Source organism: Siansivirga zeaxanthinifaciens CC-SAMT-1 (genome assembly GCF_000941055.1).
GTDB lineage: Bacteria > Bacteroidota > Bacteroidia > Flavobacteriales > Flavobacteriaceae > Siansivirga > Siansivirga zeaxanthinifaciens.
In genome coordinates this window covers 861,994-876,680 of record NZ_CP007202.1, presented here as the reverse complement: position 1 = coordinate 876,680, position 14,687 = coordinate 861,994, and the positions used below count along the sequence as shown (strand labels likewise).

Genomic DNA, 14,687 nt, shown 5'->3' with positions numbered 1-14,687 from the left:
TGGTTAAGGTTATTTTTAATACGAACCGTAATGTTTTATTTCCATCGAGTTTACATGAAAGGTATTTATAGTAAAAAAACCCTCAAAGAGGTTTTTTTTACTATAAATTAAAACTAATTCCTGCAGAAAAAGTAGCTCCTTTTTTATAGAAGCTCATGGTTAACTTTTCTGGAATATCTCGGTATGTTTCAAAACTTGGATTAAGTATGTTTTTAGCGTTAAACTTAACAGCTATTTTTTTCGAGAATTGATGACTAAAAATAAAGTCTACCATAGGTACACCCTTTTCAATTATATTTTCTTGAAAGTTAGTTCCAATACTAAATACTTTATCACTTTGGTAATTAAATACAAGTGATGCTATGGTAGAGTTACCAACGTTTTTAAATTGATATGATATATCTGTATTTAAAGTAAATGGTGATGCACCTTCAAGTTGAGAACTGCTTCCAGTGTAATTAAATGAAGTGTTAGAGGTATTATATTTTAACTCTGTTTTCATTAATGTAACGTTAGCGCCTACGCTTAACGTTTTAGTTTTGTCTTCATTAATGTCGTTATTAATTATATCCCATTTGGTTTCAATTTCTGCCCCAAATACAGTAGCGTCACCAGAATTATCAAAGGTAAAATCTCTTTCAATTGCCGAATTTCTTTCAAGACGGTTAATGGAGTTTTGTATTAATTTACCAAACAATCCCACAGATAATAATTCACTTTTGCTAGGGAATAATTCAAATTTAATCTCGGCGTTGTAGTTATCTGACGCAACTAAAGCAGGATTACCACTTTCTTGAAAGTTAATTCCCTCGTAAGTAAAAGGCGCAATTTCTTTAAATTGTGGATATGTATACGTTACACTACTCGAAGCTCTAAAGTTAACTTTATCATTTAATACATACTTTAAATTTAATGAAGGAAGCACATATTGCTTGTTTAAATCGATGTTACTATTATTAGAAAAACCAGGGAAACTAATGTTTGTATCCCATGACACATTCATTTTAATATCTTCTGCTCTTAATCCAAAATTGGCTGTTAGTTTTTCGCCAAACTTGTAAATAACATCACCATATACAGCATGTACTGTTTTTTCTGCATCGTATAATTGAGGTAAATAGGTTTCAGCATCATTACTGTTTCTTCCTCTAGAAGTTTCTACACCAAAAACACCGTTATTTAAGTTGGTTTGGTTAAATGTTTGATCTAAATTATTAACATCAACAAAGGTAGTGGTTGGACTATTAAAGTTGTGGTCGAAGTAAATACCATCAAATTTTCTATCGGCGATACTTCCATTGTATCCTAAAGTTAATTTTCCTTTGTTTTCGTCTCTGTTTCCTAAATAGCGAACAACATTTAAGTTTCCTGCGATATTGGTTTCAAATAAATTACCATAAAATCTACTATTATCTCTTACAGCGTTTTGTGAAATTCTAGTAGTGTTTGAATCATTATCAATAATGAACGTGTTTTTTCTTCTATCTGGCTCATCATTATAAATAGCATTATAACTTACAGCAGCGTTAACATCTGTAGATGCTCCAAAGTTATTAGTAGATAATAATTGATTAACAAACAATCTGTTTTGAACTTCTGTTTGTAAAACTAAATTTATTAATCGGTTATCATCGTTATCTCTACCAACATCTGTTGTTGTTCCTGTAAAATCTTCAATTTGTTGATTGTTTGAGTGAACAAACAAATGATTGAAACTAATTTTATGGTTATTGTTTATTTTGTAAGCGATGTTACCCATTAACATTTTTGAAGCTTCGTAATTGTAAGTTTTCGTGTCGAAAATAGTTCCTACGTTACCAACATCAATAATATTAGAAGAACGACCCTCTTGGTATGTATACTCATTTCCAAAAGTACCAACTAAAAATAAGCTAATGTTACTTTCATCAGAAAGTGTGAATCTTTTACCATAATTTAATGATATACCAACATTTGGATTTGCAGTTCCTGAATTAGGTGAATAACTATTGTCAAAACTATAAACGTTTAGGTCTCTAATTTTATGTTTGGTATTAGAGTTTACACCAAACCAGTTAGCACCATCTATTTCTTTAAAATCTTTAAAAGTTGTTTGAGTATTAGCACCTGTTGAAATACCTACTTTTAATAAAGACTTTTCAGTTATTTCTTTACTTACAATATCAATATTTGCTCCAGAAACATCAGAAGACATGTATGAAGAGAAAGCTTTACCGATACCTACACTTTCTATAATGTCTGTTCCGAATAGTGATAAATCTATATTTTTATTTGTAGGGTCGTTAGAAGGTAAAGGCAAACCATTAAGCGTAGTACTGTTATATCTGTCACCAAGACCTCTTACATAAATTTTACTAGAGCCTTCTTTTTTGTTTACACCTGCAACTTTAAGTGTAGCAGTAGCTGCATTGGATACAGCTTTTTTGTCTAGTTCTTGTGCACCAATAGATGTTTTTATTTCTATAGCTTTTTTCTGTTCTAATAATAAGGCAGTTTCACTTTCACGTTTTGTCGTTGTTGTAATAACAATTTCGTCTAATGAAGCAGCACTTGCACCCATGGGTACATTTACGGTAGTAACTTTGCCTGCAACTATTGTAATAGGCAATTCTTGAGTTTCGTATCCAACAAAACTAATAACTAAAGTGTATGCGCCTGGCGCTAAATTTTCAATACTGTATAAACCATCAAAGTCAGAGGTTGTACCTTTTGTAGAGCCTTTAATTAATACGTTAGCAAAGGCTAAAGGCTCGTCGTTATATTCTTTATCGGTTAATTTACCAGCCACAGAACCAGTGTTTTGTGCTTGCATTATTGTTGCTGTAAACAGCATTAATAATAGGGTGATTTTTTTCATTCTTTTAGTTTTTATCTTGGCGCAAAGAACGAAATAGTATGTGAATAGGATGTTACTAATAGGTTAAACAATAGTAACAATAGGGTTATCTAAATGTTAAGAAATGTAGTTGAAAAGTACAATAATTTAACATTAAAATAAACACGTTTAATTATAAAATTAAATTAGAGAGGGTTTAGAATCTAAAGATTACAAATAGCTAGTACCATTATAAAAATTACAAATACAAAAATGTCATTTTAATAATGAGAATGCTAAACTATAAAAAAGCTTAAGTGTAAATTAATTTAAAACAGCTGTAGTTTTGTCTGTTTTTTGAGCTACTTCGGTAAGCGAAGCTAAATCTGCTAAAGAAATTGTAGTGGCTTCGAGCGCTAATTTTAATTCGGTAGGTACGTTAGCATCTACATGAATGTTAATTTCTTTAGTTTCGTAACCAACAAAGCTGCAAACTAAAGTATAATCGCCAGCTTCTAAATTTTCTATAACAAACATACCAGTTAAATCGGTATCTACCGCTACGTTTGTATCTTTTAGGGCAGCTTTGGCAAGAACTAGTGGTGTGTCATTTAATTCATTGTCCATAATTTGCCCTACAACCATACCTGTATTTTGGCTAAATACGAAAGAAGTTACTAGTAGTGTAAATATGTAAATTAAATGTTTCATTAGTACTTTTATAATTTACAGCAAATTAAAGGCATTAATAAAAACTGAATGTTACTTAAACATTAAACAATTATAATGTTAATGTTACCCTAATGTTAACAGATGCGCTTTAATTTAAATAACAACTCTGTTTTATAAGCTTATGTTTTTTCACGATTTTAATTATCTTGCCAACACTTAAGACGATGCTATGAATTGGGAAGATTTATTATCTTTAAAACGCTTTGGCGATAACAATAAAAGAATAAGAAAAGAACAAGACGAAACCCGCTTGGGGTTTGAGGTCGATTACGATCGTATTATTTTTTCATCAGAGTTTAGAAGTCTTCAAGATAAGACCCAGGTAATTCCTTTATCTGAAACCGATTTTGTGCATACACGATTAACGCACAGCTTAGAAGTTAGTGTTGTTGGGCGTTCTCTGGGACGATTGGTAGGTAAAAAATTATTAGAAAAACACCCGCATTTACAAAACGTTCATGGGTATCAGGCCAACGATTTCGGGGCCATTGTTGCTGCTGCGGCTTTAGCACACGATATTGGGAATCCGCCGTTTGGTCATTCGGGCGAAAAGGCCATAGGCGAATTTTTTAAAACCGGAAAAGGGCTTCAATATAAAGCATTGTTAAGCCCAAAAGAATATCAAGATTTATGCGATTTCGAAGGTAATGCTAACGGATTCAAAATATTAACCGAAAGCCGCGACGGTCGCCCAGGTGGGTTACGTTTAAGTTATGCCACTTTGGGAGCCTTTACTAAATACCCAAAAGAATCGTTGCCCAATAAACCAACCAAGCATATTGCCGATAAAAAATACGGATTTTTCCAAAGTGAAAAAGACGCCTATATAGACATCGCTCAGGAACTCGGACTCATAAATCGCAGTGAAACCCACTTAAGTTTTGCGCGCCACCCGTTGGCATTTCTTGTAGAGGCTGCCGATGATATTTGCTACACCATTATCGATTTTGAAGATGGCATCAATTTAGGTCTCATACAAGAAGAATTTGCTTTAGAGTATTTATCAAAAATCATTCGAGATAACATTCGCCCTGAAAATTATTATGCCCTCACCACAAAAAAAGATAGAATTGGCTATTTGCGTGCCTTGGCTATAGGAACCTTAATAAACGAAGCCGTCGATATTTTCATGAAAAACGAAGATGCTATTTTAAACGGCACCTTCGACTGTGCCCTGCTCGATAAAAGCAAATACGAAGCTCAAATTAAAGATGTTATAAAAATAAGCATCGAAAACATATACCAGTCTACCGAGGTTGTCGATAAAGAAATTGCAGGTTATGGGGTTATAAATACCCTTTTAAAAACCTATACTACAGCAGTAAATAACACGTATAACGTCACCGCATCAAATTACGATACCTTAATTTTAAAAGGATTGCCAAAAACAATTAACACCCAAAGCGATAGCTTGTACGAGCGTTTATCGAGTGTGTGTTTTTACGTGTCGTTATTGTCAGACAGCAAAGCCATTTTAGACTATAAGAAAATAAAAGGCATCAGTTTTTAAATTCAAAAAAATGTCATTTTGACAAGATTTTCATCAAAAATCTGTCATTTTGTATCAAAATAAGCATGTTTTGTTAAGTAAATCGCTTAAAACATGCTTTTTTTAATTTGGCATTTTATTTGTTTTTAATGCAGCGAATTCATTTAAGAATTCCATTTGAAATAATGTTTAATTTAAAATTTTGTAATTATGAGCAATTTAGTAAGTGTTCCTAAAAACGGAAGTTTAGTAAACAATAATTCAAATCTAAACTTCCCTACATGGTCTAATTGGTTAGATGATATTTTTAACCGCGATTTACCATCGGTATTTACCTCAAACTTTAATAAAGGTATTACCTTACCACAAGTAAATATTAAAGAAACAGCAGATGCATACATTGTAGATATGGCTGTTCCCGGACTTAAAAAATCAGATTTCCATATAGATCTAGACAATCAATTATTATCTATTTCTACAGAAATAAAAGAAGAAAACGAGCAAAAAGACGCAAATTATACCCGTAGAGAGTATGGCTATTCTTCTTTTAAACGAACATTCACTTTACCAGAAACCGTAAACGAAGAAAAAATTAATGCGACCTACAAAGATGGTATTTTAAGCATTTTATTACCTAAAAAAGAAGAAGCCAAACAAAAACCGGCAAGAACCATTCAAATTTCTTAATAGATAGTAAATTTTTAATGCATTAACTTTTATAACATTGGAGGTTAGCCTGCTAGCCTCCAATATTTAAAACAGTTTAACTTAAAAAGGTATATCATGAAAAAGTATTTGCTTCTAGTAATGGCATCCATATTAAGTGTAGGTTGTCAAAGTCAAAGTAAAAAGCCAGATGTAGCTTTACAACAAGAGCAATCCCAAAAAATACAGCAAGAACCCAAAGGCAGTTGGAAAGTCGATAAAGAATTCGACGAAAACGGAAACCTAATAAAATACGATAGTATATATTCGTGGTCCTCACACAACAACGACCGCATACAACAATCGTTTAAATCGCATATTTTTAAAGGATTTTCTGGGGCAGAGCAGGACGAATTCACAAGGTTATTTCCTCAAGATTCCCTGTTTTCGAATCCGTTTTTTAAGGACGATTTTTTCGACAGCGATTTCGGTTCTGGCTTTACCGATATAAATGACATTACCCAAAAACTCATGGAGCGACACAAAAAGTTTCTCGAAAAATTTCACAACAACACCTATAAACCTCAAAACGAAACCACTAGGCAATTTTAAATACTAGCTTTTATTTTTTAATTATTGGGCGTTACCCTAACGGGTCGCGCTTTTCGTTTCAAGTCCTCGCTCGTGCCTCGCTGTGGGCTTTCCACTACAAATGCTTAGCATTCACGATTTCCAAGTTTAAAATAAAATTTATGAGTAATCGCTAACGCGGGGTTTGTAGTTTGGATTGTAGTTTTTATTTTAATTTAGGTGGGTTTTCAATAGCTTTTTTTACTGTAATTGCCACAGTTTCTTTGGTTATTCCTTTGTTTTTACAATAAGCACTCTCAAGCCAATTCTCTAATAATTTAGCTCCTTTACTCGCATTACAGGACATACAACAAAGTGCAATATTATCAGTTCCATTAATTCTAATATCATTCACAATATGTTCCCAAGATTGTTTTGTTTTTCTTGAATTACCATCCTTGGTGAAAGTAACTCCACAATAAACACAGGATTTATCCCTTGCTAATACAATATTTTCTACTTCTATTGGAATTCCCCATTTATTTGCCATAATCATTCGCTATCAAAAAAATCGTTATCAAGTTCTTTAACTTCATAAATCATTTTAATCTGAACTCCTACATTGTATTGATGCATTAAATCAACTAATTTAGACCCATCAATTAATATTATTGTGTGATGAGCATCGTTAGCTTTTTTTATAGCACCTTTATCAAAAGTTGAAGTGGTAACGAAGACACCTTTTTGTGTGTCTCCACTCATTGCTCCAATAAAATTTCTTATATCCTTTTCTCGGACTTTATTTTCTCCGTATCTTTTTGCTTGTATATAGATTTTGTCAAGACCAAGTTTGTCTTCATTAATTATTCCATCTATTCCACCATCACCAGTTTTAGAGGTTTCTATAAAGTCACCATATCCCATTTTATTTAATAGTTTTAAGATTACTCTTTCAAAATAAAAAGGGTCTATTTTTTTTAATTTTTCAAGAAGTTCATCTTTTACCTGTATATCTATAGAGTTAAACCCTTCATCAATTAAATCCTGAGGTGAAGCATTTGATATTTTTGATGGTCTTGAATTTTCTTTTGGATCTTCTTCAGAATAAAATTCTAAGAAATTATCAGAGTTTTCAACTTGTTTAAGAGTAAGATTATTTGAATTATGGTTTTTACCTTTTTCAGTGATTTTAACAAATCCTCTTTTCGGAAACTCAATATATCCTCCTTTTTTTAGGTATGATTTTCCCCAAGCAATTCTATTTATAATTAGACTATCTCCACTTTTTGTTTTCTGTTCAAGTTGTTCTTTAGTTAGCTTAAAATAGAACTTATCAATTAACTTTTGATACATCACTCTTGCTTGTAAAGTTTCACCGTCTTCTAAAACCTTTAGAATCGGTATAAATGTTTCATGAAATTTTGGTATTTCCATTTTGTTTGTTCAAATTATATCTAACGGTCTAGTATAACCGTAAGTTAAGGGAATAAATTTAATAATTTTCGGTTAGGAACTGGCTTTAGCAATTTCGAGTGGATTCGGACGCATGTCGTATCTTTAGAAATTGCTATTATACATTATTGGCAAACGTTTTTATTCTAAATCTTCACTAGTAATTTCATATTCATATTTGAAAAAATTCTTTGAAGGTTCGCTTGATATCCAATATGCATCTATTTTGAAAATGTTCTTGCCGCTATCATTCGGTTTATAAACTTTTAAGATTTGTTCAGAACTATTTTTAACTACAACAGAATCATATTCAATAAGATAAGGTTCAATAAAGTCATTTCCCACATCAAATCCTTCTTGAAATCGCTTGACATTATTGTTGGAAATTTCCAACGTTTTGTTCAAGTTTTGGTCTAACGATATAAATTCAACTGCTAAATCTTGTGTAGTTTGGTTTATAATGTTGGCTTCCATAGAAACTGTAGGGTCACAACTGCTAAAAGCGACTGTTAAAAAGCATATGCCGATAAAATTTTTCATAATTTTTTAAATGTATATTGTAGTTTAATAGAAATGTTGCTAAATGTTTACGTATAAAGAAACTTGCTTAGTTTTAAAAGATTTGTTTTTTACCTCAGTTCTTTGTTGTAATGCATTTTTATATTTTAAATATATCAATTGTTTTTATCCAAAAAATTTCAGACTCAAAAAACTGAAGCTTTGGTTTAATTATTCGGTCAGTTTTGTCTCTAGGATGTTTGGTTACAAATCTAGCTTTAGAGTTATTAAAATCTAAAGTATATTTTTCATCAAAGTCTTTTTGTTTGTTTGAAAAGAAAGTAATCACTTTGTCTTTCGCAATCCATTTCCCTTTTCCGTATTTATTTACTTCGGGTGGAATGCCTTGTTTATTATTTGAATAAGAGTGGAAGATAAATGTTCCATCCTGATTTAAAGTCAATTTATATTCAATAAAATGGACTCCTTCTTTCCCAAGTGAGCGATAATAATCACCATAAAAGTTAATTGATTGAGAGAATAAGGTTAAGTTTGAAATTAATATTAAGGTAGAAATTATTAGTCTCATGGGTGTATTTTTAAATGTATTACTAAGGTCTCGGCTATGAGTAGTTGCGTGGGTTAGCACTTAACTTAGCAAGTACACACCAAACTGAAAATCCGAGAGGATTTTCAGAAGTAGGCGAGAACAAGCAATTACTTATAGCCATTGTTTTAGGTGGTAGTATCTCACAAAGTGTGTAAAGTTAAAAATATCGAGGGTTGCAACCCTCGATATTTTTTTGTTTAATTTTAAAATTTACACACTTATGAAGAAAGAAGATTTTCTAAACGACGATTTTTTAAAACAGTTTAAAACAGGAGACGAACTGACCTCCTTTCTAAAATCCATTCAAAAGCGAGGTATTGAAAAGATGCTAGAAGGGGAACTTGATGCTCATTTAGACTATGAGAAGCATCAGCAATCCGATAATAGCAATACCCGTAACGGCTATGGGTCTAAAAAGATAAAAACAGCTTTAGGAGAGACTAATATTAAAGTTCCCAGAGACCGGGACGCTTCTTTTAACCCTATGCTGGTTCCTAAACGCACTAACATGGTTGATGGCATAGAAAACGTCATTATCAGCCTTTATGCCAAGGGTATGAGTAATTCTGATATTGAAGAGCAAATCCGAGAAGTTTACGATTTTGATGTATCCACATCTACCATATCACGTATCACAGATAAAGTTACCAATGATATTGTTGCTTGGCAAAACAGACCTCTGGAGCCCGTATATTTAATTACTTGGATGGATGGCATCGTATTTAAGGTTCGGGAGAACTCCAAAGTCATTAACAAAACCATGTACATCGCCGTAGGACTGCGTAGAGATGGTAAAAAGGAAGTCTTAGGGCTTTGGTTGGGGAAGAATGAATCGGCAGCCTTTTGGATGAGTGTACTAACCGATATGAAAGCCAGAGGCGTTCAGGATTTGCTTATCACGGCCACAGATAATCTTAACGGTTTTACCGACACCATTAAAAACGTTTTTCCTGAATCTAAAACCCAAATCTGCGTGGTACACCAGATTCGTAATGCTTGTCGGTATGTTGTTTGGAAAGACAAGAAAGAATTTACAAAGGACATGAAAAGCATCTACGATGCACCCACCAAAAGTGCAGCAAAAGCCGCCCTAGAAGACTTTGCTCAGAAATGGGAACACAAGTACTCTTACGCTATTAAAAGCTGGAGAGATAACTGGGAAGAACTTACCGCTTTCTATGAATTTCCTTTAGAAATTAGAAAAATCATTTACACTACGAACCTTATTGAAAACCTTAATGGAAAAATCAGAAAATACACTAAAAACAAGCTCTCATTCCCAACAGATGAAGCTGTTATGAAGTCCACTTTTTTAGCCCTTAGAGAGGCTACCAAAAAATGGTCGATGCCTATTAGGAACTGGGGCATTATTTTAAACCAGTTTTTAACTATATTTGAAAAAAGGGTTCAACTTTAAAAAAGTTAAACCCTCGATTTTTAACTTACACACTTTACGGGATAGTGTCTCTTTTTTAAATTTATACCTTCTATGAAAAGATTATTTGTATCTGTTTTTAGTTTATTGGTTTTGTGGTCCTGTTATGCCTATAAACCAAATTCATCAAAACATTATCAGGCATCGATACAACCACCCGTTACAAACCCAACCTACTGGCAACAACATGTAGATTATACCATGGATATTGATATGAATGTTAACAACTATCAATATAAAGGCACACAGAAATTGGTGTATACTAACAATTCCCCCGATGTGTTAACCCATGTGTATTATCATTTATACTTTAATGCTTTTCAACCGGGAAGCGAAATGGATGTACGCTCTCTAACCATTGCCGATCCAGACCCAAGAGTTGGAGATAGAATAAGTAAATTAAACCCAGACGAAATAGGCTATATAAAAGTAAAATCGTTAAAACAAAATGGTAAAAAACTAAAATATGAAACTGCAGGAACCGTTTTGGAGGTTGATTTAGCAAAACCTATTCAACCAGGAGAACGTGTAACTTTTGAAATGGAATTTGATGGGCAAGTACCAATTCAAATACGTCGTTCTGGTAGAAATAATAAAGAAGGAGTGGCATTATCAATGACGCAATGGTATCCAAAATTAGCAGAATACGATTTTGAAGGCTGGCATGCCGACCCATACATTGGTCGCGAATTTCATGGGGTTTGGGGTGATTTTGATGTGACGCTTCATATTGATAGAAATTATATCGTTGGCGGAACTGGTTATCTTCAAAATCCGAATGAAGTAGGTTTTGGTTACGAAACAGGCACGGTTAATAAGCCAAAATCAGATAAATTAACCTGGCATTTTAAAGCGCCTAATGTTCACGACTTTACATGGGCTGCAGATCCAGATTATATTCACGATACCATGCAGGTTCCCGATGGTCCTACCCTACACTTCTTATACAAAAGCACTTTAGATGCCCAGAAATTAGAAAACTGGAAAAAAATGCAACCAAAAACGGTTGAATTAATGCAATATTACTCTAAAAACGTTGGCAAGTACCCTTACGATCAATATTCGGTTATTCAAGGTGGCGATGGCGGTATGGAATATGCCATGTGTACTTTAATTACAGGAAATCGTAGTTACGGTAGTTTAGTGGGTGTAACGGCTCACGAAATGGCTCATACCTGGTTTCAGTTTTTATTAGCTTCAAACGAAGCGCGTCATGAATGGATGGACGAGGGTTTTACCAGCTATATTAGCGATTGGGCTATGAACGACATCATGAACGAAAATAACCCAAACCCCACTGCTAGTGCTTATAAAGGTTATATCTATTTAGCAAAATCTGGCAAAGAACAACCCTTAACAACGCATGCAGATCGTTATCAATATAACCAAGCGTATAGTATTTCTGCATACAGTAAAGGCGAAGTGTTTTTAGCGCAATTAGGATATATTATTGGTGATGAAAATTTAAAACAAACCCTAAAAACGTATTTTAACGAGTGGGCTTTTAAACACCCTACGCCAAATAGTATTATTCGTTGTGCAGAAAAAGTTTCAGATTTAGAACTGGAATGGTATTTAGTAGATTTTGCTCAAACCACAAATACTATTGATTATGGGGTAAAATCGATTGAAGATAAAACAGTAACTCTAGAACGTATCGGTTTAATGCCCATGCCCATAGATTTAACGGTAACTTACACCGATGGTTCTACCGAAGATTTTTACATTCCATTACAAATGATGCGTGGCGAAAAACCAACCAAAGCCACACAAATTAAAGATTGGGCTTGGGCATATCCTACATATACTTTTACAACCAAAAAAAGTGTGAAAAATGTACAGATAGACCCTAAAGAACTTATGGCCGATATTAACAAAGAGAATAATTCAAAATAATTTATTTACAACAATTAATTGAGGCTTAGTGTTTAATTAATACTAAGCCTCTTTTTTTATTAAATAAATTCATATTTTTATATAAAGCTTATAACCCATGACCACCAACCAAAAAAAGATTAAGTTTTATAAAAAAAAACGTTTTAAAATTATTTTAATAATTATTGGTGATGAAAATTTAAAACAAACCCTAAAAACGTATTTTAACGAGTGGGCTTTTAAACACCCTACGCCAAATAGTATTATTCGTTGTGCAGAAAAAGTTTCAGATTTAGAACTGGAATGGTATTTAGTAGATTTTGCTCAAACCACAAATACTATTGATTATGGGGTAAAATCGATTGAAGATAAAACAGTAACTCTAGAACGTATCGGTTTAATGCCCATGCCCATAGATTTAACGGTAACTTACACCGATGGTTCTACCGAAGATTTTTACATTCCATTACAAATGATGCGTGGCGAAAAACCAACCAAAGCCACACAAATTAAAGATTGGGCTTGGGCATATCCTACATATACTTTTACAACCAAAAAAAGTGTGAAAAATGTACAGATAGACCCTAAAGAACTTATGGCCGATATTAACAAAGAGAATAATTCAAAATAATTTATTTACAACAATTAATTGAGGCTTAGTGTTTAATTAATACTAAGCCTCTTTTTTTATTAAATAAATTCATATTTTTATATAAAGCTTATAACCCATGACCACCAACCAAAAAAAGATTAAGTTTTATAAAAAAAAACGTTTTAAAATTATTTTAATAATTCTAGTAGCCTTTATAGGTTTTAGAATTTACTTACCAACCTTAGTTAAAAATAATATTAATGATGTTTTAGCAGATATTCCGGGGTATTATGGCCATGTTGAAGATATTGATATCGCCCTTATTCGAGGTGCTTATGTTATAAACGATTTGTACCTCAATAAAACCAATGCCAAAACACAGATTCCTTTTTTAAAATTTCCTAAAAGTGATATTTCAATAGAATGGAAATCTATTTTTAAAGGTAAAATTGTGAGTGAGGTTATCATGACTAAACCAGAGATAATTTATGTTTTTGAAGACCAACAAGCCGCTGGAGAAGAAACAAGTGTTGACGATTGGACCAAAGCACTTACCAACATTATTCCTATTAACATAAACCATTTTGAAGTACATCAAGGCAAACTAGCCTTTGTACAGGTAAAAGCTAATCCAGACATCGATTTACATATTTCCGGATTAGAAATGTATGCCAATAATTTAAGAAATATTGTCGCTAAAGAACATACCTTACCTTCCGAATTTCATGCTACAGGAGTTTCGGTTGGCAATGGAAACATGGTGTTAGATGGCAATATTAATTTAGTAAAAGAAATTCCCGACATGGATTTATCATTGTCGTTAAAATCGGCGAACGTTACGGCGCTAAACGATTTAACCAGACATTATGCTGGCATCGATTTTTCAAGCGGTATTTTCGAATTATACAGTGAAATTGCGATTGCCGATGGCTTTCTAAAAGGTTATGTAAAACCCTTATTAAAAAATTCGAAGCTTATTGGTAAAGACGATAAATTCTTTGAAGTTCTTTGGGAAGGATTGGATGGCTTTTTTATTTTTCTGTTAAAAAACCATAAAACCAATACACTCGCCACTAAAATACCTATTGAAGGTAATCTTAACGATATAAAAACGGGGGTTTGGTCTTCTGTTACCAATATTTTTAAAAATGCCTGGGTAAAAGCTTTTAAAGGCGAAGTTGATAATGATGTAGAATACAAAGATGCCTTTCAAGAAAAAAGAGCATCAAAAAAAGAATTGCGCGCTAAAAAAAGAGCCGAAAGAAAAGCCGAAAAAGCGAAAGCAAAATAATAACTTACGGAAATATATATTACTTCCTAATTAAAGCTTAAAGAAACTTGTTAGTCTTAAAACTAATTAAACCATTAATATTAGATAAATATTAACAATTTTTAATTAGATTAAATTAAAATAAGGTTTTAAATTTGCCATTTTTTAAACATTAGTTTTCCCCAATGGCAAAATCTACCAGAACACTCATGCGAATTATTCATCGCTATCTAGGCTTCTTTTTAGCTGGTATTATGACTGTATATGCTTTAAGTGGTGTTGTTTTAATTTTTAGAGATTCTAATTTTTTAAAACAAGAAACCATAATAACCAAACAAATTAAAACGAATGCCAAACCTAATGAATTAAAAGATTTATTAGGACAAAGACGCCTAAAAATTGAAAAGCAAGAAGGAGACATAATTGCTTTTACCGATGGTACCTACAATACCAAAACCGGTGAAGCCATTTATACGCAAAGAGAATTGCCATACGTTTTAAATAAAATGACACATTTGCATAAATCGAAATCTGGAGATCCCTTATTTTTCCTAAACATATTTTTTGGTTTATCCTTGTTATTTTTCGTGCTATCATCGTTTTGGATGTTTTTACCAAAAACCACCATTTTTAAAAAGGGGATGTATTACACCGTGGCAGGTATTGTGCTAACCTTAATTTTACTGTTTGTTTAGAATAAAATT

Annotated in this window: 13 protein-coding genes and 1 pseudogene; 8 read left to right on the top strand and 6 right to left on the bottom strand. The window is 32.6% G+C overall.

Going from position 1 to position 14,687, the window contains the following annotated elements; genetic code table 11:
- Nucleotides 1-100: 100 nt before the first annotated feature.
- Together AW14_RS03940 and AW14_RS03935 are read right to left on the bottom strand one after the other, a co-directional pair.
- A complete protein-coding gene (locus AW14_RS03940) occupies nt 101-2,857 on the bottom strand; it encodes a TonB-dependent receptor (RefSeq protein WP_044637636.1) in 2,757 nt (918 codons plus the stop codon).
- A gap of 282 nt (nt 2,858-3,139) precedes the next feature.
- Nucleotides 3,140-3,526, bottom strand: a complete 387-nt coding sequence (locus AW14_RS03935) for a carboxypeptidase-like regulatory domain-containing protein (protein WP_044637635.1) — start codon at nt 3,524-3,526, stop codon at nt 3,140-3,142.
- Between the two features lie 190 nt (nt 3,527-3,716).
- Between AW14_RS03935 and dgt the strand changes: the two genes are divergently transcribed.
- From dgt to AW14_RS03920, 3 genes are all read left to right on the top strand, one after another.
- Complete coding sequence (gene dgt, locus AW14_RS03930; protein WP_044637634.1) at nt 3,717-5,057, top strand: dGTP triphosphohydrolase; 1,341 nt, start codon at nt 3,717-3,719, stop codon at nt 5,055-5,057.
- A gap of 189 nt (nt 5,058-5,246) precedes the next feature.
- On the top strand, nt 5,247-5,723 hold the full coding sequence (locus tag AW14_RS03925) for an Hsp20/alpha crystallin family protein (RefSeq protein ID WP_044637633.1): 477 nt from the start codon (nt 5,247-5,249) through the stop codon (nt 5,721-5,723).
- A 96-nt stretch (nt 5,724-5,819) separates the two neighbouring features.
- The gene (locus tag AW14_RS03920) at nt 5,820-6,293 is read left to right on the top strand and encodes a hypothetical protein (RefSeq protein WP_044637632.1); all 474 of its coding nucleotides are present in this window, start codon (nt 5,820-5,822) and stop codon (nt 6,291-6,293) included.
- A gap of 184 nt (nt 6,294-6,477) precedes the next feature.
- On the opposite strand, the gene AW14_RS03915 is transcribed toward AW14_RS03920, so the two are convergent.
- The 4 genes from AW14_RS03915 to AW14_RS03900 all read right to left on the bottom strand — a co-directional run bounded on the left by AW14_RS03915 (nt 6,478) and on the right by AW14_RS03900 (nt 8,790).
- Entirely contained in the window at nt 6,478-6,801 is a 324-nt protein-coding gene (locus AW14_RS03915) for an HNH endonuclease (RefSeq protein ID WP_044639476.1), read from the bottom strand.
- 2 nt (nt 6,802-6,803) lie between these two features.
- Nucleotides 6,804-7,685 carry a restriction endonuclease gene (locus AW14_RS03910; RefSeq protein WP_044637631.1) on the bottom strand — a complete coding sequence of 294 codons (882 nt, stop codon included), beginning with the start codon at nt 7,683-7,685 and terminating at the stop codon, nt 6,804-6,806.
- Between the two features lie 159 nt (nt 7,686-7,844).
- Nucleotides 7,845-8,243: a hypothetical protein gene (locus tag AW14_RS03905; protein ID WP_154662113.1), complete on the bottom strand. Its 399-nt coding sequence runs from the start codon at nt 8,241-8,243 to the stop codon at nt 7,845-7,847.
- Between the two features lie 118 nt (nt 8,244-8,361).
- Nucleotides 8,362-8,790 (bottom strand): copper resistance protein NlpE N-terminal domain-containing protein, encoded by a 429-nt coding sequence (locus tag AW14_RS03900; protein ID WP_044637629.1) that lies wholly within the window; start codon nt 8,788-8,790, stop codon nt 8,362-8,364.
- 241 nt (nt 8,791-9,031) lie between these two features.
- On the opposite strand from AW14_RS03900, the gene AW14_RS03895 reads away from it, so the two are divergent.
- From AW14_RS03895 to AW14_RS03875, 5 genes and pseudogenes are all read left to right on the top strand, one after another.
- Entirely contained in the window at nt 9,032-10,228 is a 1,197-nt protein-coding gene (locus AW14_RS03895; protein ID WP_044637031.1) for an IS256 family transposase, read from the top strand.
- Nucleotides 10,229-10,300: 72 nt separating this feature from the next.
- The gene (locus AW14_RS03890) at nt 10,301-12,142 is read left to right on the top strand and encodes a M1 family metallopeptidase (RefSeq protein WP_044637628.1); all 1,842 of its coding nucleotides are present in this window, start codon (nt 10,301-10,303) and stop codon (nt 12,140-12,142) included.
- 160 nt (nt 12,143-12,302) lie between these two features.
- Nucleotides 12,303-12,752 (top strand): annotated as a pseudogene (locus tag AW14_RS03885) (M1 family peptidase); the annotation flags it as partial.
- A gap of 97 nt (nt 12,753-12,849) precedes the next feature.
- The gene (locus AW14_RS03880) at nt 12,850-14,004 is read left to right on the top strand and encodes an AsmA family protein (protein ID WP_044637626.1); all 1,155 of its coding nucleotides are present in this window, start codon (nt 12,850-12,852) and stop codon (nt 14,002-14,004) included.
- A gap of 164 nt (nt 14,005-14,168) precedes the next feature.
- Nucleotides 14,169-14,678 carry a PepSY domain-containing protein gene (locus AW14_RS03875; RefSeq protein ID WP_044637625.1) on the top strand — a complete coding sequence of 170 codons (510 nt, stop codon included), beginning with the start codon at nt 14,169-14,171 and terminating at the stop codon, nt 14,676-14,678.
- The last annotated feature ends 9 nt before the right edge of the window (nt 14,679-14,687 follow it).

Coding starts and splice junctions, on each gene's coding strand:
- AW14_RS03940 (WP_044637636.1), bottom strand. CDS start 2,857: ATGAAAAAAATCACCCTATTATTAATGCTGTTTACAGCAACAATAATG.
- AW14_RS03935 (WP_044637635.1), bottom strand. CDS start 3,526: ATGAAACATTTAATTTACATATTTACACTACTAGTAACTTCTTTCGTA.
- dgt (WP_044637634.1), top strand. CDS start 3,717: ATGAATTGGGAAGATTTATTATCTTTAAAACGCTTTGGCGATAACAAT.
- AW14_RS03925 (WP_044637633.1), top strand. CDS start 5,247: ATGAGCAATTTAGTAAGTGTTCCTAAAAACGGAAGTTTAGTAAACAAT.
- AW14_RS03920 (WP_044637632.1), top strand. CDS start 5,820: ATGAAAAAGTATTTGCTTCTAGTAATGGCATCCATATTAAGTGTAGGT.
- AW14_RS03915 (WP_044639476.1), bottom strand. CDS start 6,801: ATGGCAAATAAATGGGGAATTCCAATAGAAGTAGAAAATATTGTATTA.
- AW14_RS03910 (WP_044637631.1), bottom strand. CDS start 7,685: ATGGAAATACCAAAATTTCATGAAACATTTATACCGATTCTAAAGGTT.
- AW14_RS03905 (WP_154662113.1), bottom strand. CDS start 8,243: ATGAAAAATTTTATCGGCATATGCTTTTTAACAGTCGCTTTTAGCAGT.
- AW14_RS03900 (WP_044637629.1), bottom strand. CDS start 8,790: ATGAGACTAATAATTTCTACCTTAATATTAATTTCAAACTTAACCTTA.
- AW14_RS03895 (WP_044637031.1), top strand. CDS start 9,032: ATGAAGAAAGAAGATTTTCTAAACGACGATTTTTTAAAACAGTTTAAA.
- AW14_RS03890 (WP_044637628.1), top strand. CDS start 10,301: ATGAAAAGATTATTTGTATCTGTTTTTAGTTTATTGGTTTTGTGGTCC.
- AW14_RS03880 (WP_044637626.1), top strand. CDS start 12,850: ATGACCACCAACCAAAAAAAGATTAAGTTTTATAAAAAAAAACGTTTT.
- AW14_RS03875 (WP_044637625.1), top strand. CDS start 14,169: ATGGCAAAATCTACCAGAACACTCATGCGAATTATTCATCGCTATCTA.